Genomic DNA, 23721 nt, shown 5'->3' on the forward strand with positions numbered 1-23721 from the left:
ATCTCTCCCTAACCCAACGCCTTGGCGGCCTGGTGGATGGCGGCGCGAATGCGTACATAGGTGGCGCAACGGCAAACGTTGCCGCCCATCGCCGCGTCGATGTCCGCATCGCTCGGATTCTTGATTTGCGCCAGCAGCGCGCTGGCGCTCATGATCTGGCCGGACTGGCAGTAACCGCACTGCACCACGTCCAGATCAAGCCAGGCTTCCTGCACCGCCTTGCCTTCCGGCGTGGCGCCCACGGCTTCGATGGTGGTGATTTTTTTGCCGACGGCGGCGGAGACCGGCGTCATGCACGAACGCACCGGCACGCCGTCCAGATGCACGGTACAGGCGCCGCACATGGCGATGCCGCAGCCGAATTTGGTGCCGGTCAAGCCGGCTTCGTCACGCAGAAACCACAGCAGCGGCATGTGCGGATCGCCCTCGAAAGTCAGCGGCTGATCGTTTACGGTTAAATGAATCATCAGGTTCTCTCCTTGTCAGACGCCGGATTCGCAGTGGGATTATGCAGCGGCAGGCTCAGCGAGGTGCGCGGCCGCCCAAGCAGCGCCAGCGCATTGCCGACCGCCGGGGCGATGGTCGGCACCCCCAGCTCGCCCACGCCGGTCGGTTTCTCGGTCGAAGGCACGATGATCACCTCGATCTCCGGCATCTCATCGATGCGCAGCGGGCGGAAGTTATTGAAATTGGACTGTTCGACCACGCCGTCTTTCAGCGTGATATTGCCGTACAGCGCCAGGCTCAGGCCGTAGCCGATACCGCCCTCGATCTGCGCGCGGATCACGTCGGGATTCACCGCCACGCCGCAGTCCACCGCGCACCACACTTTATGCACTTTGGGGATGCCGCCTTCGCCGATCGACACCTCGGCCACCTGCGCCACATAGGTGTCGAACGCCTTGGCGACGCCCACGCCGCGCGCGCGTCCGTCTACCACTTTAGCGCCCTGCCAGCCGGCGGCTTTCGCTACCGCCCGCAGCACGCCCGCCGCGCGCGGCGCATCGCCCATCAGCGCCAGCCGCCCTTCGACCGGATCCTGGCCGGTTTCCTGCAACAGCTGATCGATAAAGCTCTCCACCGCGTGGCCGGTGTGGGTGCTGGCGACCGACCGCAGAGAGGTGGTCGGCACCTTGCCGGGCACGATATGCGCATCGCAGCGGAAGGCTTCGAAGGTGTATGAGACCTCGCTGGCGCCCTCGACCATCATCTGATCGAGGCCGTTGACCACCAGCGCATCCATCGCGCTGTGGCGCGTCCAGGAGTGGCCGACCACGGTATCGGTCCAGCCCACCACTTTGCCGCCCCGAATGGCGCCGCGCAGGCGGTGCAGGATCATCGGGCGATACCAGCCGTTGCGGATGTCGTCCTCGCGCGTCCACACCACCTTCACGCCGTGGCCGGGGCCGATGCCCTTGGCCGCCGCCGCCATGTCGGCCGCCAGATCCGGCCCCAGCGTCGGGTTGCCTAAATCGATGCGCCGGCCGAAGCTGCCGCCCGCCAGAATGGTTTCAATCTGCACCTTGTCCGGCGGCAACTCGAACAGATCGCACAATTGCTTGTGATCGAGCGTCTGGATTTGGCAGCCGTAGCGCGCCTTGACGCTCTCGCCGTCCCAGAACAGATAGCCGTCCAGCGGCTCCATCGGCGCGTGCGCGACGTACGGGAAGGTGTATTCGGCCTCGATCACCTTATCGGCCTTATCGAACACCTCGTCCGGCTTGCCGTGGCTCTTCGCCACCACGCCGGTTTTCTGCGCCACCTGGCGGAATTCGGCGTAGATCTCCTCGGTGTTGCGCCGTTCGGCCTGCGCGTCGTCCCAGGTGACCCGCAGCCGTTCCCGCCCCTGGATCGCCGCCCAGGTGTTTTTGGCGTAAACCGCCACGCCGGTGGCGACCTGCTTCACCGCCACCACGCCCGGCACCGCCAGCGCCCGCTCGGCGTCGAAGGTCGCCACTTTGCCGCCGAAACGCGGCGGTTTCTTGATGGTGACGGTCAGCATGTCCGGCTCGTGGATATCCTGCGAGAACTGCGCGCTGCCGTTGGTTTTCGCCAGCGAATCGACGCGGTGCAAACCGCGCGTTTTGCCGATCAGGGTGAAATTGGCCGGATCCTTCAGCGTCAGGCTGGCGGGATCGGGCGGCGGCAGCGTGGCGGCCAGCGCGGCGAATTCGCCGAAGCCCGCTTCGCGCCCGCTGGCGGCATGGCGGATCTTGCCCGCCTGCACGGTGATTTCCTGCGCCGAGGTTTTCCAGCTCTGCGCGGCGGCCTGCACCAGCAGCGCGCGCGCCATGGCGCCCATACGCCGCATTTGCTCATAGGCATTGGCCACCGAGCTGGAACCGCCGGTGCCCTGGAATCCGAAGGCCAGGTTTTTGTAGATATTGGTGTCCACCGGCGCGGCCACGACCCGCACCTGTGCCCAATCGGCATCGAGCTCTTCGGCGACCAGCGTCGCCATGCCGGTATAGACCCCCTGGCCCACTTCGGTGTGTTTACTGATGACGGTGACGACGCCGTCGACGCCGATCTGAACGAAGGCGTTGGCGTCTAACGCCGCCGCGCCGGAGGCGGTCGGGGCAGCCGAACGCGCCAGCGCGCCGGTGGACGGCAGATAGGCGCCGATCACCAACGCCCCGGCGCCGACGATAAACCGCCGCCGCGAAAGCGGAACTTGGGATATGCTCATTGCTCATGACTCCAAAAAAACCGAAGGCGTCACTGCCTTCGGCGAAACAAATCTTGTTATGGGAATGGCTTGTCGCGCCCGTCAGGTGATATAGCGCAACAGAGCAATAATTAGCGTAGCCTATTATCCAGTAGACTTAATGTTGAAGAGGGTTTTTCTATTGGAGAATCGTGCGGTGCGGGCAGGCACCCGCACCGGGGTCAGCTCTGCGTCGCCGCCAGAGAGGAGAAAACGCTGAGCAGGTTGATTTGCGCCGCCATGTTGTCGCTGTCGAAGGCCACGGTGAGCGCGTCCTGGCGCTCCACGCCGGGCACCAGGCTGAACAGATCCGCCAGCACCGGTTTGGCCGCCATCAGCGTCAGCCGGTAAGGCGGCATAAAACGGCGCTCCACCGGCAGTCTGGCGCCCTGGCGCACCTGTTGCATCGCCCGCTCGCGGATCTCCGCCCGCGCCCGCTGTGGGCTGAGCGATTCGGCGGCGGTTTGCGAGAGGGCGCGTTTTACGCAAACATAGCCGGATTGCGGATAACGTTCAGCGATCCAACGTTGCAGCTCGTCGTCACCGCTCACCAGCCACAACGGCACGTTCAACTCCGCCGCCATCGCCGCATACAGATCGCTTTCGCCTACGACCTCGCCGTTCAGGCTGACGCGATAAAAGGCCCGACCGTTGATGGTATGCGCCAGCACGCCGCGTTCGCCGGCGGCGCTGTGATAACCGATGCACATCAGGCCATCGTAATGTTGATGCTGCAGCCCTTCCACCATCGATAGCCCGCGCGGTTTGCCCTGCACCAGGCGCGCCCGCGCATCGATGCGATCGGCGCGCAGGTTCTGCATCATGGCGTGGCTGTCGGCCACCGTCACCTCGGTGGCGCCGCCGGCGAAAGCGCCGTCGATGGCGGCGTTGACCTCCTGCTCCATCAGCTCGCGCGCCGCCGCATAGTCGGCATGGCCCGGGTTGCACTGCTCCGGCCGCATCACGCCGGCAATACCCTCGATATCCGCAGAGATAAAGACTTTCACATCACACTCCCGTTATTTAATTTGCCGCCAGCCGATCGAGCAGCGGGCCCAGCGCCACGCGCGCATGCTGCTGGAAACCGCTGACGCCCTCGGCGCTCAGCAACGCATCCAACACCGCATATTCGGTGGCGTCCGCGGCCGCCGCAAACAGCGGCTCCAGCCGTTCGTCCGGCAGCGTGGCCCCCAGCAACCGGGTGGAGAACGCCAGCGCGATGTCGCCGGAGCCGTGCCCCCAATGGCTGCCTACCCGCCCCAGACCCGCGCCCGCGCGGCGGGCGATGCGGTTCAGCTGGCGACTGTCCAGCGCCCGATCGCAGGCGATGATGATGATGACCGAACCGGCGTCCACCTGCGGCGGCGGGTCAGCCAACAGTTTGCCCAGCGCCTGGCCGACGCGCACGCCGCTCAGCGTCAGCGAGTCGAGGGTGCCGAAATTGGCCAGCACCAGCACGCCGAGCGTGGTGCCAAGCCCAGGGCAATAGCGTGAGGCGGTGCCGATGCCGCCCTTCAAGCCGAAACTGCTCATGCCGCGCCCGGCGCCGACGCTGCCGCGCGCAAAGCGGGTGGAGTGGTTATCCAGCGCGCTGAAGACGTGCTCCTCACGCACCGCCATCGCCTGAATATCGTTGAGGTAACCGTCGTTACACTCCAGCACCAGCGGGTTAATGGTGGCGCTGCCGCGGCCGATCTGCGGGTAACGCAGACAGCTGCGCCGCACCATGGCGTTGAACAGCGTGCCCACGGCGAAGGTGTTGCTCAGCAGAATAGGCGTTTGCAGCACCCCCAGCTCATTCAGCTGCACCAGCCCCAGCGGCTTGGCGAAGCCGTTGAGCACCGCGCTGCCACACGGCAGCGGCTGGTTAAACAGATCGCCCGGCGGCACGATGGCGGTAACGCCGGTCTGGCATTCGCCGTCGGCCAGCGTGTGATGCCCGACGCTGACGCCCGGCACGTCGCACAGGGTGTCGGTCGGGCCGGCCGGATAGCGCGCGCCCGGCAGGCGGCGATGGCGCCGCCAATAGCTCAGCAGATTGTCGAGGCTTTGTTGTTCAAACGCCTGGCTGTCTGTCATGGTTCCCTCATCCGCCGTCAGCCCATCAGAAAACCAGAATATCGCGCAATGCGCCGCGCCGTAAATTGAAAGCGGAAGCGGGCAGCAAAAATCGCCTTGCCCCATCGCCATTTATTGGGTTTTTAGGGGGAAAAACAGTGTAAATGGCCGGTGCCGCGGGTGATATCCCCCTTATCCAAAATGTATAACTCGATCTGCCGACGCAATGGTCGTTTCACGATGGGCAATGATCAGCTTAGTGATGTTGAGTCTCTTAATTGCCTGATTCACGGCAGCTTCGCTCTCCTTATCCAGCGCGCTGGTGGCCTCGTCCAGGAACAAAATAGCCGGTTTTTTGTAGATTGCCCGAGCTATGAATAACCGTTGTTTTTGCCCGCCGGACAATCCCTCCCCCAACTCGCCGATCGGGGTTTCATACCCCATCGGCATGCGCATGATCACCTCATGCAGATAGCTGGCACGGGCACAGGCTTCCATCCAGGCATCATCCATCTCGTCCGCGAACCCGCAGATATTTTCCCGGATCGAGCCGGAGAACAGTTTGTCGTCCTGCATCACGCAGGCAATCATTTTGTGGTAGTTGTTGATGCCGAGCTGCCGGATATCGACGCCGTTCACCTCAACCCGCCCCGAATCCGGGGTAAACAGTCCGCACAACACCTTCATCAACGTGGTTTTGCCGGCGCCGGACGGGCCCACGATGGCCACACTTTCGCCTGGCGCAACGCTGATGTCCAGGCCATCAAAAATAGCCGGTGACTGGCTGTCGTAACGATAGCTCAGGGCATGGGTCGTCAATCCCAAAGGTTGCAGGCCCGCCGTGTATGGGTGATCGGGTTTACGCGCCTCCCGCGGATGCAGGGCGATATCAGCGATGCGCTCGTTATGCAGGCTCATCATGCGCAGCTGCAGCAAAAATTCCGTCAGCGACCCGATGCGGTCGGAGAACTGCCCCCGAAAGGCGCCGAACGCCACGAACATGCCGAGGGTCATCTGGTTATCGATCACCAGGCTGGTTCCCAACCACAGAATGACGATCTGGTCACACGCCGCTATAAAGGTGTTGATCCCGCCAAACAGCATGTCCATCCTGGTGACGCGGATACCCGTGTTGATGGTGTCGATTTCAAGGTTTAGCCAGTGAGCGATGCGGCGTTCTGCCATGCCCTGCATCTTGACGGTAGCGATACCGTACAGCGTTTCCATAAAATACGAGCCGGCCCGAGCCTCTCTCACCAGCGCCTCCTCGGACAGCTGACGGTAATATCCGTAGGTCAGCAGTCGCATCAACACATAAAGCGCGGTGAAAGTGAGCACTACCCAGGTCAGCCAGCCGCCATACAGCACCATCATCACCAACACACCGATCACCATGATGCCGTCCATGATGGCGCCGACGATACTGGTGGTGAAAGTGCTGCGCAGCGTATCCAGTGAACCGAAGCGTGACTGAATGTCACCCAGTTTACGACGTTCAAAGTAACCGAGTGGCAGGCGCAACAGATGGGTGAACAACCCGGCCTGCCACTGAACGTTGATAAGCGTCGCCATGACCAATCCTGACCATGCCCGCACCATGCCGATGGCGGCCCGCAACAAGATAAAGAGCATCAATCCGGCGCAGATGAGCGACAGTAACCCGCGATCTCCGGCAGGAATAGCGTGATCCATCACCAGCTGCGTGCCGATGGGCATCACCAGGTTGATGGTTTCGAACACCAGAGACAGGCAAAAGATTTTGCCGAGCGCCCGCTTGAGGCCATGCACGCTGCCGATCAGCGTGCGAAGATGAATGCGATGGCGGACACTGTCGGCGGTGAATTCGCTGCCGGGCCAGGCCTCAAGCGCTACGCCGGTGAAACTGTGCGACAGTTCCGTCAGGCTGACGGCCCGGCGCCCGCGCGCCGGATCGTGCAGCACCGCGCGGTGGCCTTTGACGCTGACCAGCACCACGAAATGGTTGAATTCCCAGTGCAGAATGCAGGGCAGTTTTAGCGCGCCGAGTTCGTCCAGATCCAGAGACAGGGGACGGGTGCTCAACCCCAATTGCTCGGCGATACCGGTCAGTCCAACCAGCGTTGCACCGCGGGATGACAGGTTGAACTGCCGGCGCAGCGCGATCAGGTCGATGTTTTTGCCGTAATAACCGCAAATCATCGCCAGACAGGCCAGCCCGCATTCCGACGACTCGGTCTGGTGCACCATCGAAACCCGGTGGCGCAACCGCAGATCCAGTTGGCTGACCCGTTGTTTGAATGTGGTCCTACTCATTGACTGGCCCCGTCGCGCTGTGTTTCATGTCGTAGAACGGCGACAGCATCCATTGATACATCTTCCTTTTTTCCAGAAACAGAGTGCTTTGCGCTTTCATGCCGTTTTCCAGGCTGAGGCGTTTACCGTCATAGGCAATGGCCTGTTTCTCCGGCATGACGATCACCTTGTAGTACGGCCCGGCGGCGGTCAGCGCCGCTTTGGGCGCTCCCTGGTAGGTCAGCATTTCCTGCGGCGAAGCCGGGGCTTTGGAGATGACGGACACTGTGCCGGCGAACTGACCAAATTTCTCCGCCGGAAAGGCGTCATAGCGCACATTGACCTTATCGCCGGCGGCGATGTAGGGGATGGCGTCGTTGGGCACCCAGAGCACCAGGGCATAGCGATCGATGTTTTGCGGGATAATCTGCAGCAGACTGTCGCCGACGTTGACCATTTGGCCAACCGTGACGCTCAGCGAATCGATACGGCCTCCGGCCAGCGCGCGAACGATAATATCGCCAGTGGCATCTATGTTTTGCCGCTCCTTTTGCAGCTCGTAGCGCTGCAGCTCCATCTGGTAAATCTGGTTGTCGAATTCGGCACCCTGGATATGGATCTGGCTTTCCAGCGCGGTGATCTGCAGCGCATTCTGTTCGTTCTGGCCGGACAGGCCCAGCAGGTTGTTCTGCTGCTGGTAATACAGCGCCACCTGGTTGGTGAGCTGATCCTTATTGATCAGCCCCTTGGTCTGATAGTGCCGGTAGTTCTCCATGTTTTCCTTCATGATGCGTATCCCTTCCTGGGCGCGTTTGAGGATATCAGTGGAGCGGGTGAATGCAGCGGTGTATTGCGCCTTCTGTTGTTCCAGCATGATAAGCGTGGCCTGCTTGCCGCTTTCCAGTCGGTTGATGATTTGCGCAATGCGTGCCAGCTGGCCATCGATATCCCGGCGCTGGTTGTCGCTGATCACACCGCTACGGGTGCTCTTGCTGACGTCAATCTGGTAAATGGGGGCACCAACGGCAATCACCTGCCCTTCGGTGACGAATTGTTTGACCACTATCCCTTGGACGGCGGAATAGACGTTGGCGGCGCGCGGATAAGTGCTGATCTCGCCGGTCACGTTGACCCGCCGGGTATAGGTACCGGCGATCGCGAAGGTGAGAAAGGCGATGAAGAAAAACAGGCAGAGCCCTGTCGTGCCCCAAACGGGAATACCGGGTAGCAGGAGCGCCCTGCCACGCCATTTCATTCTCTGATTATCGATCGCTTCCTGGCGAAACATGATCGGCATCCCTTATTGATAGCTAACATTCAAATTCACAGGCTATTGTATTGACAATAAAACAAGCAGCAGGTCAGTTAATTTTGGCGAGAGGATATGAAACTATTAAAGTAAACGCCTTTAAATCTTCTGAGTGATCCTGGCGCCAATAGATTTTTATGCACGTATGTTTCACTCAATGGCAATGTCATATCCAGGGAAAATCAGAGAGTTCCAGTTCGATAAGCCTTTTTATTTCTTCAAATTCAACAGTACCTGACCCTAACTCATTTTCATCGTGGCAAAATAGACGATCGTCATAACAATAACAAAAATAGAACAAAACAATAAATCACCGGAAAAACACCTCAATGAATCCAAATAATCATTGCTGTTCTTATTTATTTTTTTAATGGCATCGCTTTCGTTATCAGCCTCTACTTCGACATGATGCTTTCTGAACCCCTTCTGCTTCATGTCTTTAATTATTTCTCGCGTAACCACTTCCTTTCTTAGCACTTTTGATTCATCACTCTTTATAAAAAAAATATCTATTCATCATATACCCCCTCTCCGTTATCAGACGATCTTTTTCCACTCCCATCGCGATCCTGCCATCCACCCGACACCGCATCGAATTGGCTGCTTAAAATTTCCCTCATAAATACTCTCCTATGGGTTTACTGGTTTTACAGTCATTAAAAATAGCTGTAGCGGCAAAAGTAAAACACACTAATGACAATCCATAACCACTCTGTATTTCATAAAAAATCCAATAAGAAAATTATATTTTAAACATTGAAAACAATCATATTAGAATAAAACCCGGAATAATATACCGAACCTAATTACACGTAGGCACTATCGATTCAATTAATTGAATCGCCAAATAATCTCAACGCCCAAGATTAATAACCCAATAAAGAAGAGGCGGCGGAACAGCTGCGGGCGCCAATGACGACGCACCCTCTCCCCCAGCCACATGCCGGCAAGCGCCGGCAACAGCGCCAACAGCGAACTGCCGAGCAGCGTAGCGGGCAGCGCCTGATGCCAGGCTAATCCGGCGGCCAGCGCCAGCGTCGAGACGGTGAACGACAACCCCAGCGCCTGCACCAGATCGTCACGCGCCAGGCCCAATGCGTTCAGATAGGGCACCGCCGGTATGACGAATACGCCGGTGGCGCCGGTCAACGTACCGGTCGCCAGGCCACACAGCGGTCCCAGCCAAGGCTCTGCCGTGGCGGAAACGCGCCAGTCGAAACGGGTAAAACCCAGCAGCGCATAGCCGATCAGGCAAACGCCCAGCGCCAGCGGCGCCAGGCGGCCGTCGATGTCGGTGAGCGCGCCGGCGCTCAATAACGTGCCCAGCATGACGCACAGCATCATCGGCCAGAGCCGCCGGCACAGCGCCCCCAACCGCGGCCCGCACAGCAGTTGCCACAGGTTGGTGATCAGCGAGGGCAACAGCAGCAACGCGGCGGCCTGCCCCGGCGGCATCATCAGGCTGAGCAACCCCATCGACACCGTCGGCAATCCCAGACCGATCGCCCCTTTGACCGTGCCGGCCAGCGTAAAAATGCCCGTCAGGGCGATAATCTCAAGTAACGTCAGCGACATGCGTCTATCCTTATGGCGAATCAACGGCCCGATTGTGGCTGGCGCCACGCCGCGGCACAATGCGGCAATGGCAGAGCCTGCCTGCGGCAAAGACAGAGGAAGAACGCATGCATTTTGACTTTATCGATCTGCGGCTGTTGGCGGCGGTGCTCGAAACCGGCAGCATCACCGCCGGCGCCGAGCGCGTCGGGCTGTCGCTGGCCGCCGCCAGCGCCCGCATGCGCGGGCTGGAGCAACAGGCCGGCGTGGCGCTGTTGACGCGCAATCCACGCGGCGTCCAGGCGACGTCCGCCGGTGAGCGCCTGTTGCAACACGCGCGTGTGCTGCTGCAACAGCGCGACCGGCTGCGGGGTGATATGGCCGAGTTCGCGCCGGGCCAGCGCAGCCAGCTGCGCATCGTCGCCAATACCGTCGCCGCCGACGCTTTTCTGCCGGAGCTGTTGGCGGATTTTCTGGTGCTGCACCCGCACACCGACATCGCGCTGGAGGAGCTGCCCAGCCCGGCCATCGCGCAGGCCATCGCCGAACGGGCGGCGGATATCGGCATCGTGGCGGACCACGCCGATCTGCGCGGGCTGACAAGTTACCCTTTTCGCCAGGATCGTCTGGTGCTGGCGCTGCCGCCGGGGCATGCGCTCAGCGGCCGCCGCACGCTCAGCTTTACGGACGCCCTGCCTTTTGATTTCATCGGTCTGCCGGAAGAGAGTGCGCTGCAACAGCATCTGGAACAGCTGGCGATACGCAGCGGCGGCCCGATGCGGCTGCGGGCGCGTGCGGCTAATTTCGACGCCATCTGTCGCATGGTGCTGCGCGGCGCCGGGCTGGCGGTGGTGCCGGAGGAGAGCGCCCAACGCCATCCGGAGATCCGACACGGCGCCCTGCCGCTAACGGACGAGTGGGCGACCCGACGCCTGTCGATCGCGGTGCGTGACCTGGCGCAGCTGCCGCTGCCGGCGCAGCGGCTGGTGGCGTTCCTGCGCCAAGCCTGAGGCGGCTCAGTGCGTGCCCGGCTCTGCGCGCAGCCGCGCCACCTGAGCCTCCACGTCGCGCCAGGCCGGTTTGTCGCCGGCATAGCGTTGGCGCAGATAATTCACCAGCGCCGTCACCTGCCGATCGGAAAAGCTGTCCTTAAAGCCCGGCATAAAGCCCAATTCAGCGGTGGCCGGTTTGGGGATCCCTTGCAGGATCACCTTGATCAGGTTATCGGGGCGATCGCTGAAGATATTGGTGTTATTGGCCAGATCCGGGCTGACGCCGAACAGCTGCGGCCCGCCGGCGGCGGCGCTGTGGCAGGCCTGGCAAGCGCCCTGAAACAACCGCTCGCCCGCCAGTTGACCCACAGGCAACGCGCGGGCCGCCAACTGCGCCTGCGGTTCCACATTCAGCGTCGCCTTGGCGCTCAGCGACATCACATAGTTGGCCATCGCCCGCAGATCGCTCTGCGGCAACGTCGCCAGTTCGCTGACCACCGGCCCCATCGGCCCGGCCGCCACGCCGTGCTCGGCGGAATGCCCGCTGCGGAAGTACTGAAACAGCTGTTCCTCGGTCCAGGGTTTGTCCGCGTTGGCCAATTGATTCAGCGCCGGCGCTTCCCACCCGTCCACCATCCCCCCCGCCAGGAAAGCCGCGCCGCCCTTTTCCGCCCCCAGCAGATTGCGCGGCGAATGGCAGGCGGCGCAGTGACCGAGCCCGTTGACCAGATAGGCGCCGCGATTCCACTGCGCGCTTTGTTGCGGATCGGGTTGATATTCCCCCTGGCGCAGGAACAGCGCGTTCCAGCCCGCCATCAGCGGCCGCAGGTTAAACGGGAAGCGCATCTGATTGGCCGGATTGCTCTGGCGCACCGCCGGTTGCGACATCAGATAAGCGTACAGCGCCTGCATGTCGCCGTCGGTCATTTTACTGAATGCCGTGTAAGGAAATGCCGGATAGAGGTGGCGGCCGTCGCGGGCGATGCCCTGACGCATCGCCCGATCGAATGCGGTAAACGACCAGTTGCCGATGCCGGTCGCCACGTCCGGGGTAATGTTGGTGCTGTAGAGCGTGCCGAACGGCGTCGCCATCGCCAACCCGCCGGCGTTGGTCGCCCCTTCCGACGCGGTATGGCAAACCGCGCAGTCTCCGGCGGCGGCCAATTGACGACCGCGCTCCAGCGTGGCGGCCGACCAGGTGCCGGCGCCGGGCGTCGCCACCGGCGCGATCTCCGCCCGCCACGGCAAGGCGCTGCCGGCGATGCCCAGCACGGCGCCGAACAGCCCCGCCGCGCCGCCGAACCACCATTTGCCGCGCTTCTTTTTCTTGGGCGGCGCGGCCTGCCGCTCGGCGTCCGGCCCGTTCAACGCCTCTCGCAGCTTGTCCGAGGTGATCGGCAGCTCGCGAAAACGAATGCCGGTGGCGTCGAACACCGCGTTGGCGATGGCCGCCGCGCTGGGCACCGATGCCGACTCCCCGGCGCCCAGCGGCGGATCGTAAGGGCGCGGCATCATCACCACGTCCACCTCCGGCACCTCCGGGAAGGTCAGGATCGGGTAAGCCCCCCACTCTTTGGCGGAGACCGTCGATTCCTCAAAGGTCACGCGCTCTTTCAATACCCGGCTGGTCGATTGCAATACGTTGCCGTGAATTTGGTGGCGCACGCCGTCCGGGTTGACCATCATGCCCGCGTCGTGGCCGACCACGATGCGCGTCACCGCCACTTCGCCGCTGGCTTTGTCGATCGCCACGTCGGCCACCCAGGCGGCCCAGGCCGCGCCAAAGCCGGGAAACTTGCTGTGGATGTAACGGGCGTAGGCAAAGCCGCGCCCGCGCAGCACGCCGTCTTCCGCCGGGGTCTGCATCGGTTCGGTATGCGGCGTCCAGCCGGCGCGTTCTGCGGTGCTGCGCATCAGTTCACTGGCGCGTTCATCATGGATGTAGCGCAGCCGATACTCCAGCGGATCGACGCCGGCGGCGTGGGCCAGCTCATCGATATAAGACTCGTGGGCGAAGGTGTTGGGCAAGGCGGAAACGCCGCGCATCCAGGAGGCGCGCACGATCGGCGCCATGTCCTCGATGCTGACGCGCAGCGCCGGATACTCATAAGGCGGCACCGAGGTGCGGTCGCCCATTTCATAGGCCACCGGCAGCGGCTCGACCCGGCCGGTCAGCAACAGCGCCAGCGTCGGCGCGCCGTTGGAAGGATAATAGGTGCGAAAATCGTAGGCGACCGGGTGCCCGGCGGCGTCCAGCCCGCCGTCCACCTCCATCAGCTGCGCCGTGCCCTTCGGTTCCCACACATGCTCTTGCTCGCGGGTCAGCTGCACCCGCACCGGCCGGCCCACCGCGCGCGACAGCAGCGCCGCGTCGGCGCAGACGTCATCGGCGCAATTGCGGCCATAGCAGCCGGCCGCCTCCATGCGAACGATCTCGATCTGCGCTTCCGGGTACTCCAGCAGCCAGGCCAGATCGGCGCGCAGCAGGTGCGGGTTCTGGCTGCCTGACCAGACCTGCAGACGCTCCGGTCGGTAGTCCGCCAGCGCGCAGGAAGGGCCAATAGAGGCATGAAGCTGATACGGCCACAGGTAGCTGCGGGTGAAACGCCTGTCAGCCGCCGCCAGCGCCGCGTCCACGTCGCCGGTATCGTGCACCACCCGGGTCGAATGCGGGTTGTCGCGCAGCGCCTGCGCCACGTCGGTCATCTGCGGCAAATTGCGGCGCCAGTCTTTCCAGCTGACCTGCAGCGCCTGCGCCGCCTTAATCGCCTGCTCTTCGCGCTCGGCGACAATGCCGATGAAATCGCCGATCACCACCAGTTTGACGATGCCGGGAATATGCGCGATCGAGGTTTCGTCCACCGCCAGCAGACTGGTGCCGACGAATTCGCCGCTGTCGTACCCGGCATAGGGCGGACGCACCACTCGGCCATGCAGCATGTTCGGCAGGCGCATATCGTGTACGTAGGTGGTTTCGCCGGTCGCCTTGGCCGGAATATCGACGCGCGCGGCGCTGGTGCCCACCAGGCGATATTCCGCCTGCGGTTTCAGCGGCGCGTCGCCGGAAATCGGCAGTTCGACATGGTCGCCGGCCACCAGCTCGGCGTAGCTGAGCGCCTGCCCCTGCGGGCTGCGTATCACGCCCTCTTCCAGCGTCAGCTGTTCCACCGGCGCATCGAAGCGCTGCGCCGCCTGGCGCAACAGCCAACGACGCGCCTCGGCGGCGGCGTTGCGCAGCGGCACGGCGGAGATCTGCAGCGTGGCGCTGGCGATGGTGGCGCCCTGATTCGGCGCGCGTTCGGTATCACCCAACACCATTTGCACCTGATCCATGCGCAGGTACAGCTCTTCGGCGACGATCTGCCCGAGCGCGGTGCGCACGCCGGTGCCGAGATCGACATGGCCGTTAAAGGCATAGATTTCGCCGCTGCCGCACAGGGCGATAAACAGCCCCTGCTCTTTGGGCTTCAGCACCGGCGTTTGCCCCTTGGGCACCAGCCCCGGCGGCGGTTGCACGCTGTCGACGATCAGCAGCACGCCGTCGCGCTGCAGCAAGTCGGCCTGGCTCGGCGATGGGACACGGGAATCAGTCATGGGCGTGGGCGTCCTCATCGCGGCAGAGAATGATGGCGCGCTGAACCGCACGCAGGATTTCGAGATGGGTGCCGCAGCGGCACAGGTTGCCGGACAGCGCCTGACGGATCTCCGCCTCGCTCGGGGCGGGATTGCGATCCAACAGGGCTTTGGTGGTCATGATCATGCCATTGAGACAGTAGCCGCATTGCGCCGCCTGCTCTTCGATAAAGGCGCGCTGCACCGGGTGCGGGCGCTGGCGATCGCCAAGGCCTTCCAGGGTCACGATCGCCCGGCCGGACACACCGAGCGCCGGGATCACGCAGGAGCGCGCCGCCACGCCGTCGATCAGCACGGTGCACGCGCCGCATTCGCCCAGGCCGCAGCCGTATTTCGGGCCGTTGAGCGCCAGATCGTTGCGCAGTACCAGCAAGAGCGGCGTATCCGCCATCACCTGCGCATGAAGCTGTTCGCCGTTCACCGACAGCATCAGCGGATGCTCCGTCAGCGTGGTTTTCGCGCCGTCCCTGGGCGATTGCACTTCAGATATCGCCATTGTTCGCGTCTCCGCCTGCACGTGATGATCTTATGGGCTGGCCTCTCGCCGCCGACCACCAGGCAACCGACGTTGCGCGGGCGAATCAGCCGGTGGCAGGCTCTTCCAGCATTTTATTCAGCAGGAATATCAGCGCTATCCGTTCGGCCGGGTTCAGCGTACCGAACGTCAGTTCTGTGATTTTCGCCGCCTGCGGCACCGTTTCCGCCAGCAGCGCGCCGCCGGCGTCGGTGAGGCCGACCACCACCTTGCGCCGATCGATCGGATCCGGCGTCACCGTGATCAGATCGCGCGCCTTCAGCCGTTCGACGATGCCGCGGATGGTGGCCTGATCCACCGCCGTCACCTGCACCAGCTCGGTCAGCGAGCTCGGCCCCATATCGCGCACCGCGCACAGGGTGATGAACTGCACCGCCGTCAGCTGCGAATCGCCGACGTTTTGCTGGAAAATCGCCACGTGGCGCTGATAAACCTTGCGCAGCAGGTGCCCGACTTGCTCGGTAAAATGATAATTTTCGGGTTGGCCGCTCACGGCTGACGGGTATTCGGGGGGCGTCATTGCGTTACTCTCACCATCTATGGAATCCACGAGAATAGTACAAACCCCCGCCGTTGGCAGCAACGATTACGCCCGGCGCACGCGCGACGCCTCCGGCGCCACCACTTCACCGTCCGCCACCACCGTTTGCCCGTCGAGGCGAATGTCGCAGCGGCGCAGCGCGATATCCATATGGCAAGGCGTTTTGCGCGTGCCGCCCACTTCGGTGTTCGGCCCGGTGGAGAACAGGAAGTTGCCGTAGAACGCGCGCGCGTCCATGCACATGCCGTCGTTCTTGTCGTGCAGGCCCATCGCCGTCCACTGGGCGCGCGGCTGCAGACCCCAGCCGATGTGCGAGATGCCGTACACCTCCGGATCGTCGAAGTATTTCATGTATTCGCGCAGGTATTCCGCCTCGAAGCCGCCGTGAATGCGGGTGACGAACCCTTGTTCGATCTCCAGCGTGATGCGTTCGCGCGCATAGCTTTTGAACGGCAGCAAGATATCGCCGACCTCCAGCACCAGCACCCCTTCCGCCTGTTCCTCATTCGGCCAGGTGAACAGGAAACCGCTCGGCCAGTGATCCCAGCGCCCCGGTTCATCGGCATAGCCGTACTCGGTCACCGTCGGGTATTGCCCCAGCGGCGCGCGGAAATCGCTGCCGGCGGCAGAGGTCACCTGCATCAGCTTCGCCTGCTCCAGCACGGCGGCGGCGGCCAGCACCCGCGCCTTGTCCTCCGCATTGGGCAACATGCGCGCCAGCACCTCCGGCGGCTCCACCGCCAGCAGGATGCGGGTGCCGGTTTTCAGGATCTGTTCCTGCTCCGGCGAATGCAGCAGCATCATGGTATCGACGATCAGGTCGGCGGCCTCCAGCGCACGCTGCGCCGCCAGATTGCCGGTCAGCGCGGTATCGCCGCAATAAGCGGTCATGTCGTTGCCCATCGCTCGCGGATGGTTGAACGCCGGCAGTTCGACGGCATACACCCTGGCGCCCAGCCGCAGCGCCGCGTCGGTCGCGGCGCGCACCGTGCGCGCATCGGAATAATGGCTTTTCAAAATCGCCACGCTCTGCGAAGCATCGACCTTCGACAGCGTAAGCACCTGCTCGAACAGCTGTACCAACTGGGTTTCATTGACCGCCATGGCCTGTCTCCTGTCTCGTCAAGGGTCACCGACGCCCGCAAGGCGGCGGTGATTTTTCAAACAATTTAAAGTGAACACACTCATTTCATCTAAGTCAAAAAAGCAAAGGAAAGCAAGCTGCGAATATCCACCATAAGAAAGTCCTATTTCATCCCGCATCAATCCTGTGATTAACATGAGTTTAACAGTAACACGCTGTCAATTAGCGTGAGCGAGATCTGATTTAACACTTTTGCAACTTTGCGTTATCTAGCGCATACACTATAAATCGATCGTCCAGCCACGCGTTGGGCCTACGCTGAAAAAAGCCAACAGACAGGGGAAACATGATGAGCAAACAACCACGCATCGCCGTCGTCGGCGCCGGGCTGGGGGGCGCCGCCGCCGCCGGGCTGCTGCAAAAAGCCGGCTTTACCGTCGATCTGTATGAACAGAGCCCGGCGTTCTCACGCCTCGGCGCGGGCATTCACATGGGGCCGAACGTACTGAAGATTTTCCGCCGCCTCGGTATTGAGCAACGGTTGGAGCAGATGGCGTCTCATCCCGATTTCTGGTTCAGCCGCGACGCCGAAAGCGGCGACTACCTGTCGCGCATCGAACTGGGCGCCTTCGCCCGCCGGGAGTACGGCGCCGCCTATGTGACGGTGCACCGCGGCGATTTGCAGGCGTTGCAGCTCTCCGCGCTGCAGCCCGGCACCCTGCACTTCGGCAAGTGCCTGAGCAAGATTGAAGATCGCGGTGACGAAGTAGTGCTGAACTTCGTCGACGGCACCTCGGCCCACGCCGATATCGTGATCGGCGCCGATGGCATCAACTCGCGCATTCGCGAGCACCTGCTGGGCGCTGAAGCGCCGACCTACAGCGGCTGGGTGGCCCACCGCGCGCTGATCCGCGGCGAGAAGCTGGCGAAATACAACCTGACGTTCGAAGACTGCGTGAAGTGGTGGTCGGCGGACCGCCATCTGATGGTCTACTACACCACCCAACGGCGCGACGAGTATTACTACGTCAGCGGCGTGCCGCACCCGGCCTGGGATTTCCAGGGCAGCTTCATCGACAGCAGCCGCGAAGAGATGTTCGAGACCTTCGCCGGCTACCACCCGATCGTGCAGGCGCTGATCGAATCCAGCGAACAGGTCACCAAATGGCCATTGCTGAACCGCAAACCGCTGCCGCTGTGGAGCGAAGGCCGTCTGGTGCTGCTCGGCGACGCCTGCCATCCGATGAAACCGCACATGGCGCAGGGCGCGGCGATGGCGATCGAAGACGCCGCCATGCTGACCCGCTGCCTGCAGGAAACCGGCCTCAGCGACTACCGCACCGCTTTCCAGCTGTATGAAGCCAACCGCAAGGAGCGCGCATCCAGGGTGCAGGCGGTGTCCAACGCCAACACCTTCCTGCGCACCCAGGAAGATCCGGCCTGGGTTTACGGCTATGACCTGTATGCGCAAGCGCTGAAATCGGAGAACGCCGCATGAGCACCTTCCTCTACGGCGCCCACGTTCACGCCAACGACATTCGCCAACACTATCTGCGCTACGGCGGCCACGGCCCGGCGCTGATCCTGGTCCCCGGCATCACCAGCCCGGCGATCACCTGGGGCTTCGTCGCCGAGCGGCTGGGGGAAAAATACGACGTCTACGTGCTCGACGTGCGCGGCCGCGGTTTATCGTCCAGCGGCCCGGAACTGGCTTATGACGCAGAGACCTGCGCACAGGACGTCAGCGCCTTCGCCGCCGCGCTGAACCTGGACAGTTACGCCCTGCTCGGCCATTCGATGGGTGCCCGCTTCGCCCTGCGCGCCGCCGCTTTGCGGCCCGCCGGCGTGCGGCGGCTGGTGCTGGTCGATCCGCCGGTTTCCGGCCCCGGCCGCCGCGCCTATCCCGGCCAATGGCCGTGGTACGCCGACTCCATCCGGCAGTCGCTGCCGGGCATGAGCGCCGAGCAGATGCGCGCCTTTTGCCCAACCTGGAGCGAAGAACAGCGCCAGCTGCGCGCCGAGTGGCTGCATACCTGCTACGAGCCGGCGATCCAACGCGCCTACGACGATTTTCATCAGGTGGACAGCCACCGCGACTATCCGCAGCTGACCATGCCGACGCTGTTGATGGCCGCGGGCAAAGGCGGCGTCATTCAGCCCGAAGACCGGGCGGAGATCCGCGCGCTGCAGCCGGAGATCGCCATCGTCGAGGTCGAGAACGCCGGACACATGATCCCGTGGGACGATTTCGACGGCTTCTTCCGCGCCCTGGGCGATTTTCTGGATTAACTGAGGAACACCGACATGAGCAACCACTACCGCATCGGCCAGATCGTGCCCAGCTCCAACACCACGATGGAAACCGAGATCCCGGCGATGCTGGGCGCGCGCCAGCTGATACGCCCGGAGCGTTTCACCTTTCACTCCAGCCGCATGCGCATGAAACACGTCAATAAAGAAGAATTGGCGGCGATGGACGCCGAGTCCGATCGCTGCGCGCTGGAGCTGTCCGACGCGCGGGTCGACGTGCTCGGCTACGCCTGCCTGGTGGCCATCATGGCGATGGGGCTGGGTTACCACCGCGAATCGCAGGCCCGGCTGGCGAAGGTGACGAAAGACAATCAGGCCGCCGCGCCGGTCATCAGCAGCGCCGGCGCGCTGGTCAACGGCCTGAAGGTGATCGGCGCCAAACGCATCGCGCTGGTGGCGCCCTACATGAAACCGCTGACCCAGCTGGTGGTGGACTACATCCAGCACGAAGGCATCGAGGTCAAGGTATGGCGCGCGCTGGAGATCCCGGACAACCTCGACGTCGGCCGGCACGATCCGGCCAGGCTGCCGGGGATCGTCGCCGAGATGGACTTACGCGAGGTCGATGCTATCGTGCTGTCCGCCTGCGTGCAGATGCCTTCGCTGCCGGCCGTCCCGACGGTGGAGGCCCAAACCGGCAAACCGGTGATCACCGCCGCCATCGCCACCACTTACGCGATGCTGACCGCGCTGGAGCTGGAACCGATCGTTCCCGGCGCCGGCGCCCTGCTGTCCGGCGCTTATTGAGGAGGCAGAATGAACGACACCCTCAGCGACAACTATCGCGGCGTCTGGGGCCAGCGCATCGGCTTCGGCCGGCGCCCGGCGCTGCTGGCGATCGACTTTATGCAGGCCTACACCACCGAAGGCGCGCCGCTGTTCGCGCCGGGCGTAGTCAGCGCGGTCGAGGAAAGCCGCGAGCTGCTGGCCTGCGCGCGCCGAACGGGAATTCCGGTGATCCACACCCATATCCGCTATCATGCAGGCCATTTTGCCGATGGCGGCCTGTGGGTGAAGAAAGCGCCGGTGATGAAAGACATGGTGGCGGGCAACCCGCTGGCGGCGTTCTGCCCGCCGGTGGCGCCGCTGGCCGATGAGGTGGTGCTGAGCAAGCAATACGCCAGCGCCTTCTTCGGCACCGCGCTGGCGCCGCTGCTGGTGGCGCAAGGGATCGACACGCTGCTGATGATCGGCTGTTCCACCAGCGGCTGCATCCGCGCCAGCGCGGTGGATGCGGTGCAGCACGGCTTTCGCGCCATGGTGGTGCGCGAGTGCGTCGGCGATCGTCACCCCGGCCCGCACGAAGCCAACCTGTTCGACATCGACAGCAAATACGGCGATGTGGTGCACAAACAGGAGGCGCTCGACTACCTGAACCGGTTATGAGTCAACGATTCACCTGCAACGACAATAACGAAGGCGCAGACAGCGCCTCACGCGACCGCCCGAAACAGGGCGGCGCCCATGCAACGCAAACACAACAGGCGCCTCCTGCGGAGGCCAACACGCACCACCTGGAGACAACATCATGGCCATTGTCGACACCCCGCTGGCGGGGAAAGCGGACGCAGAATCGCTGCTGCTGTACCGCAAAATCACCTGGAAACTGATCCCGTTTCTTTGCCTGTGCTACCTGGCGGCCTACCTCGATCGCATCAACGTCGGGCTGGCCAAGCTGCAGATGGCCGACGCGCTGCAGCTGAGCGAAGCGGCCTTTGGTCTGGGCGCCGGGCTGTTCTTCGTCGGCTATATTCTGTTCGAGGTGCCGAGCAACCTGATCCTGCAGCGCGTCGGCGCCAAGATGTGGATCGCCCGCATCATGATCACCTGGGGGTTGCTGTCCACCGCCACCATGTTCGTCACCACGCCGACCCAGTTCTACGTCATTCGCTTTTTGCTCGGCGTGGCGGAGGCCGGTTTCCTGCCCGGCGTGCTCTTTTACCTGACGCTGTGGTTCCCGACCTATCGCCGCGGCCGCATCATCGCGCTGTTCATGATCGGCCTGCCGCTGTCCAGCGTGATCGGCGGGCCGCTCTCCGGCTGGATCATGGGCCATTTCGACATGCGCCACGGGCTGCACGGCTGGCAGTGGCTGTTTCTGCTGGAGGGCATTCCCAGCGTGCTGTTGGGCGTGTTGACCTTCTGGCTGTTGCCTAACACTTATCAGCAGGCCAAGTGGCTGACGCCCGAGGAGAAACAACGCATCGCCGACGATCTGGCGCGCGACGACGCCGAGGCCGATCACGGCAAGCACAGCTTCCGCGACGGCTTCTTCAACCTGAAGGTGTGGATGCTCGGCGGCATCGACTTCGCTATTCTGCTCAGCGCCTACGCCATGGGCTTTTGGATGCCGACCTTCATCAAAACCGCCGGCGTCACCGACATCACCACCATCGGCTATCTGACGGCGATCCCCAGCGTCGCCGCCCTGCTCGGCATGCTGCTGATCGGCAGCAGTTCGGACCGGCTGCGCGAACGGCGCTGGCATATCATCGTGCCGTTTATCATCGGCGCGTTGGCGATGGCCGGCAGCACCTTCTTTACTCACAACGCGCTGGCCACGGTGCTGCTGTTCTCCATCGCCCAGGCGGCGATCATCGGCGCGGTGCCGGTGTTCTTCAGTCTGCCGGCCACCTTCCTGCGCGGCACGGCGGCGGCGACCGGCTTCGCGCTGGCCTGTTCGCTGGCCAACATCGCCGGGCTGGTGAGCAATTCGCTGATGGGGCTGGCGCTGGATCTGACCGGCAAGAGCGGCGGCGCGCTCTGGGCCTTCGCCGGCTGCCTGCTGCTCAGCTCGCTGCTGGTGGTGGCCCTGCCGGCCAAGGTGGTGAACCGCTGAGTTTTATGCAATTTGGCGTTGAGCGCGAAACTAAAAATTTCGCGCTTATAAAATGATAAGCGCACTAATATTTTTAAGACCATGCTAATTACCTATCACCTGCACAACTCCTTGCATCGTCTATTAAAAGGGTATCTAATAAATATCTTTATATGGAGGGACTATGCAACTAGAGATTATAGCTAAACGATTTGGCGAACGTTTGTTTGAAACATATTCCGAGTCTGTTTTCTCAGCAGATATAAGTCAGAACGACAAAGAAAGAAATATAAAAATAACTTCAAGGTGTATAGCCGCATTTGCTGTTAACTTCTTCGGTAAGACTCAAGACGAGAATCAAGCTGGGATGTCAGTCTGTGATGGTGGCGACGACAATGGAATTGATGCTATTTTCGTCAATCACGCACTAAAAAAAATGGTTGTAGTTCAATCGAAATTTGATCAAAAAGCATCTGGCTCTGTAGAACTTCGAGAGGTTTTAAGATTTAAAACAGCTTGTCAGGAATTAATGGATGAGCGATTTGAAAACTTCAACCCTCGGTTAAGAGCGTTTGAAGGGGACATAAGAAAAGCAATTAGAGATATGGACTATAATGTCTCATTTGTCTTCTCTTACACAGGAAAAAAAGAGATCCCTGATGAAATAAAAAGACATATAACTGAATGGGAAATTGAATCAAATAAAAACATGTTTGTGGAAAATATTGATGACAGAAATACCTATGTATTTCATGTGGAATTATTCTGCTTAGAGGACATGGTAAAAGCCTTAAGAAAAGAAAGTACGCATTCAGTTGATCTCAAAGATGTAGAAATCCTACAATATGGGGTCACAGAAGAGCCTTACAAAGCTATCCACGGTATAATCACCGGAGATCAGCTTTCTGAATGGTGGGACACTCATAGTGACATGCTTTTCGAAAAAAACATTCGTGGTGTTTTAGGTGAAAAAACAGAAGTTAACGCTGCAATTAAAGATACATTACTTACTACACCGGAATTGTTCTGGTACTTTAACAATGGAATAACAGTGCTAGTTAATGAGATAATGCCAAGCAGAAGAAACTCATTATCGCGAAGAGAATCTGGTGCTTTCGACTTTACCAGTGCCAGTGTTATCAACGGAGCGCAAACATTAAGCTCCATAGGCATGAATGCTCTCGCTATGCAAAGAGAGTCTTTAGAGCAAATAAGAATACCTGTAAGATTTATTCAAACACAAAACCAAGAGGATCTTGCAAAATTAATAACTCGCGCTAACAACCATCAGAACAAGGTTACTGGGCGCGATTTTGCCTCGCAAGACGCAGAACAATTTAGAATTCAAAGTGAATTAATAGTTGAAGATCAATATCATTATAAAATCCATAGACAAGAAACATCCAATGTCGATGGCGATAAAATAATTGATATCGATGATGCATTATCTGCTTTAGTTTGCGCATCCTTCGACTCAAGATTGCTTGCCGTATTGAAATCTAACCGTGGCCGATTCTATGAAAACCTTAATGGCTCATTGTACCGTTCAATTTTCAACCCATCAGTTACAGGTTTATATGTTTTGAATACTGTCATTTGCCATCGAATAGTTGATCGTTCTCTGCAAGATCTCACTACTAAATTAAACAGAAAGCAATCATCAATCTTAACCCAAGGAAACTATGCAATAGCATCTTTGATTATGAAAAAGATAGGCATTAGTAAACAAGCTAAGGAAGTTATCACAATCGATGAAAGTGATATTGAAAAATTGGTTCATCATTACCATAAATCAATAACTAAGCACATCGAGGACAATCATCCTAATTGTTATATTGCACGATATTTCCAAAATAGAGAGAAAATAGAAGAAACCTTAGGGTTGATTTAATATATACTTTTTTAACTT

At 60.8% G+C, this 23721-nt stretch carries 18 protein-coding genes; 7 read left to right on the forward strand and 11 right to left on the reverse strand.

Features of this window, described 5'->3' with window-relative positions; all coding sequences use genetic code 11:
• Positions 1-8: 8 nt before the first annotated feature.
• From ACJ8KE_RS06535 to ACJ8KE_RS06565, 7 genes are all read right to left on the reverse strand, one after another.
• A complete protein-coding gene (locus tag ACJ8KE_RS06535; RefSeq protein ID WP_442517172.1) occupies positions 9-467 on the reverse strand; it encodes a (2Fe-2S)-binding protein in 459 nt (152 codons plus the stop codon).
• Positions 467-2689: a molybdopterin cofactor-binding domain-containing protein gene (locus ACJ8KE_RS06540; protein ID WP_442517173.1), complete on the reverse strand. Its 2223-nt coding sequence runs from the start codon at positions 2687-2689 to the stop codon at positions 467-469. Before ACJ8KE_RS06540 ends, ACJ8KE_RS06535 begins: the two co-directional genes overlap by 1 nt.
• Positions 2690-2889: 200 nt before the next feature.
• On the reverse strand, positions 2890-3714 hold the full coding sequence (locus ACJ8KE_RS06545) for a M55 family metallopeptidase (protein ID WP_442517174.1): 825 nt from the start codon (positions 3712-3714) through the stop codon (positions 2890-2892).
• 16 nt (positions 3715-3730) lie between these two features.
• Positions 3731-4786 carry a P1 family peptidase gene (locus ACJ8KE_RS06550; protein WP_033640413.1) on the reverse strand — a complete coding sequence of 352 codons (1056 nt, stop codon included), beginning with the start codon at positions 4784-4786 and terminating at the stop codon, positions 3731-3733.
• A gap of 171 nt (positions 4787-4957) precedes the next feature.
• Positions 4958-7057: a peptidase domain-containing ABC transporter gene (locus ACJ8KE_RS06555; protein WP_097102100.1), complete on the reverse strand. Its 2100-nt coding sequence runs from the start codon at positions 7055-7057 to the stop codon at positions 4958-4960.
• The gene (locus ACJ8KE_RS06560) at positions 7050-8324 is read right to left on the reverse strand and encodes an HlyD family secretion protein (RefSeq protein ID WP_079449657.1); all 1275 of its coding nucleotides are present in this window, start codon (positions 8322-8324) and stop codon (positions 7050-7052) included. The genes ACJ8KE_RS06555 and ACJ8KE_RS06560 overlap by 8 nt, the downstream gene beginning before the upstream one ends.
• 852 nt (positions 8325-9176) lie before the next feature.
• Positions 9177-9920: a sulfite exporter TauE/SafE family protein gene (locus tag ACJ8KE_RS06565; protein ID WP_261419578.1), complete on the reverse strand. Its 744-nt coding sequence runs from the start codon at positions 9918-9920 to the stop codon at positions 9177-9179.
• Between the two features lie 107 nt (positions 9921-10027).
• Here ACJ8KE_RS06565 and ACJ8KE_RS06570 point away from each other — a divergent pair, with 107 nt between their 5' ends.
• Positions 10028-10909, forward strand: coding sequence for a LysR family transcriptional regulator (locus tag ACJ8KE_RS06570; protein WP_016927831.1), 882 nt, complete (start codon positions 10028-10030; stop codon positions 10907-10909).
• A 6-nt stretch (positions 10910-10915) separates the two neighbouring features.
• Here the strand turns inward: ACJ8KE_RS06570 and ACJ8KE_RS06575 are convergent, their stop codons facing one another.
• The 4 genes from ACJ8KE_RS06575 to ACJ8KE_RS06590 all read right to left on the reverse strand — a co-directional run bounded on the left by ACJ8KE_RS06575 (position 10916) and on the right by ACJ8KE_RS06590 (position 16704).
• The gene (locus ACJ8KE_RS06575) at positions 10916-14485 is read right to left on the reverse strand and encodes a molybdopterin cofactor-binding domain-containing protein (RefSeq protein ID WP_116403844.1); all 3570 of its coding nucleotides are present in this window, start codon (positions 14483-14485) and stop codon (positions 10916-10918) included.
• Complete coding sequence (locus ACJ8KE_RS06580) at positions 14478-15020, reverse strand: (2Fe-2S)-binding protein (protein ID WP_033640422.1); 543 nt, start codon at positions 15018-15020, stop codon at positions 14478-14480. The genes ACJ8KE_RS06575 and ACJ8KE_RS06580 overlap by 8 nt, the downstream gene beginning before the upstream one ends.
• An 85-nt stretch (positions 15021-15105) precedes the next feature.
• The gene (locus ACJ8KE_RS06585; RefSeq protein ID WP_028128198.1) at positions 15106-15579 is read right to left on the reverse strand and encodes a MarR family winged helix-turn-helix transcriptional regulator; all 474 of its coding nucleotides are present in this window, start codon (positions 15577-15579) and stop codon (positions 15106-15108) included.
• A gap of 66 nt (positions 15580-15645) precedes the next feature.
• Positions 15646-16704 carry a 2,5-dihydroxypyridine 5,6-dioxygenase gene (locus tag ACJ8KE_RS06590; protein ID WP_015377796.1) on the reverse strand — a complete coding sequence of 353 codons (1059 nt, stop codon included), beginning with the start codon at positions 16702-16704 and terminating at the stop codon, positions 15646-15648.
• Positions 16705-17030: 326 nt separating this feature from the next.
• On the opposite strand from ACJ8KE_RS06590, the gene ACJ8KE_RS06595 reads away from it, so the two are divergent.
• From ACJ8KE_RS06595 to ACJ8KE_RS06620, 6 genes are all read left to right on the forward strand, one after another.
• The gene (locus tag ACJ8KE_RS06595) at positions 17031-18182 is read left to right on the forward strand and encodes an FAD-dependent monooxygenase (RefSeq protein WP_033634195.1); all 1152 of its coding nucleotides are present in this window, start codon (positions 17031-17033) and stop codon (positions 18180-18182) included.
• On the forward strand, positions 18179-18973 hold the full coding sequence (locus ACJ8KE_RS06600) for an alpha/beta fold hydrolase (RefSeq protein WP_079449269.1): 795 nt from the start codon (positions 18179-18181) through the stop codon (positions 18971-18973). The genes ACJ8KE_RS06595 and ACJ8KE_RS06600 overlap by 4 nt, the downstream gene beginning before the upstream one ends.
• A 15-nt stretch (positions 18974-18988) precedes the next feature.
• Complete coding sequence (locus tag ACJ8KE_RS06605; protein WP_439848802.1) at positions 18989-19741, forward strand: maleate cis-trans isomerase family protein; 753 nt, start codon at positions 18989-18991, stop codon at positions 19739-19741.
• A 9-nt stretch (positions 19742-19750) separates the two neighbouring features.
• Positions 19751-20380 (forward strand): N-carbamoylsarcosine amidohydrolase, encoded by a 630-nt coding sequence (locus ACJ8KE_RS06610; protein WP_016927839.1) that lies wholly within the window; start codon positions 19751-19753, stop codon positions 20378-20380.
• 142 nt (positions 20381-20522) lie between these two features.
• Positions 20523-21833, forward strand: coding sequence for an MFS transporter (locus ACJ8KE_RS06615; RefSeq protein WP_016927840.1), 1311 nt, complete (start codon positions 20523-20525; stop codon positions 21831-21833).
• Between the two features lie 163 nt (positions 21834-21996).
• Complete coding sequence (locus ACJ8KE_RS06620; RefSeq protein WP_305178937.1) at positions 21997-23703, forward strand: AIPR family protein; 1707 nt, start codon at positions 21997-21999, stop codon at positions 23701-23703.
• Positions 23704-23721 lie beyond the last annotated feature (18 nt).

The organism is Serratia sp. CY56464 (assembly GCF_052168435.1).
In the GTDB taxonomy this organism is placed as follows: domain Bacteria; phylum Pseudomonadota; class Gammaproteobacteria; order Enterobacterales; family Enterobacteriaceae; genus Serratia; species Serratia marcescens.

Excerpts from the sequence above, each read along its gene's own strand:
- ACJ8KE_RS06595 (WP_033634195.1), top strand. The coding sequence starts at position 17,031 with ATGATGAGCAAACAACCACGCATCGCCGTCGTCGGCGCCGGGCTGGGG.
- ACJ8KE_RS06555 (WP_097102100.1), bottom strand. The coding sequence starts at position 7,057 with ATGAGTAGGACCACATTCAAACAACGGGTCAGCCAACTGGATCTGCGG.
- ACJ8KE_RS06550 (WP_033640413.1), bottom strand. The coding sequence starts at position 4,786 with ATGACAGACAGCCAGGCGTTTGAACAACAAAGCCTCGACAATCTGCTG.
- ACJ8KE_RS06570 (WP_016927831.1), top strand. The coding sequence starts at position 10,028 with ATGCATTTTGACTTTATCGATCTGCGGCTGTTGGCGGCGGTGCTCGAA.
- ACJ8KE_RS06600 (WP_079449269.1), top strand. The coding sequence starts at position 18,179 with ATGAGCACCTTCCTCTACGGCGCCCACGTTCACGCCAACGACATTCGC.
- ACJ8KE_RS06605 (WP_439848802.1), top strand. The coding sequence starts at position 18,989 with ATGAGCAACCACTACCGCATCGGCCAGATCGTGCCCAGCTCCAACACC.
- ACJ8KE_RS06560 (WP_079449657.1), bottom strand. The coding sequence starts at position 8,324 with ATGTTTCGCCAGGAAGCGATCGATAATCAGAGAATGAAATGGCGTGGC.
- ACJ8KE_RS06580 (WP_033640422.1), bottom strand. The coding sequence starts at position 15,020 with ATGGCGATATCTGAAGTGCAATCGCCCAGGGACGGCGCGAAAACCACG.
- ACJ8KE_RS06585 (WP_028128198.1), bottom strand. The coding sequence starts at position 15,579 with ATGACGCCCCCCGAATACCCGTCAGCCGTGAGCGGCCAACCCGAAAAT.
- ACJ8KE_RS06590 (WP_015377796.1), bottom strand. The coding sequence starts at position 16,704 with ATGGCGGTCAATGAAACCCAGTTGGTACAGCTGTTCGAGCAGGTGCTT.
- ACJ8KE_RS06615 (WP_016927840.1), top strand. The coding sequence starts at position 20,523 with ATGGCCATTGTCGACACCCCGCTGGCGGGGAAAGCGGACGCAGAATCG.
- ACJ8KE_RS06535 (WP_442517172.1), bottom strand. The coding sequence starts at position 467 with ATGATTCATTTAACCGTAAACGATCAGCCGCTGACTTTCGAGGGCGAT.
- ACJ8KE_RS06610 (WP_016927839.1), top strand. The coding sequence starts at position 19,751 with ATGAACGACACCCTCAGCGACAACTATCGCGGCGTCTGGGGCCAGCGC.
- ACJ8KE_RS06575 (WP_116403844.1), bottom strand. The coding sequence starts at position 14,485 with ATGACTGATTCCCGTGTCCCATCGCCGAGCCAGGCCGACTTGCTGCAG.
- ACJ8KE_RS06565 (WP_261419578.1), bottom strand. The coding sequence starts at position 9,920 with ATGTCGCTGACGTTACTTGAGATTATCGCCCTGACGGGCATTTTTACG.
- ACJ8KE_RS06540 (WP_442517173.1), bottom strand. The coding sequence starts at position 2,689 with ATGAGCATATCCCAAGTTCCGCTTTCGCGGCGGCGGTTTATCGTCGGC.
- ACJ8KE_RS06620 (WP_305178937.1), top strand. The coding sequence starts at position 21,997 with ATGCAACTAGAGATTATAGCTAAACGATTTGGCGAACGTTTGTTTGAA.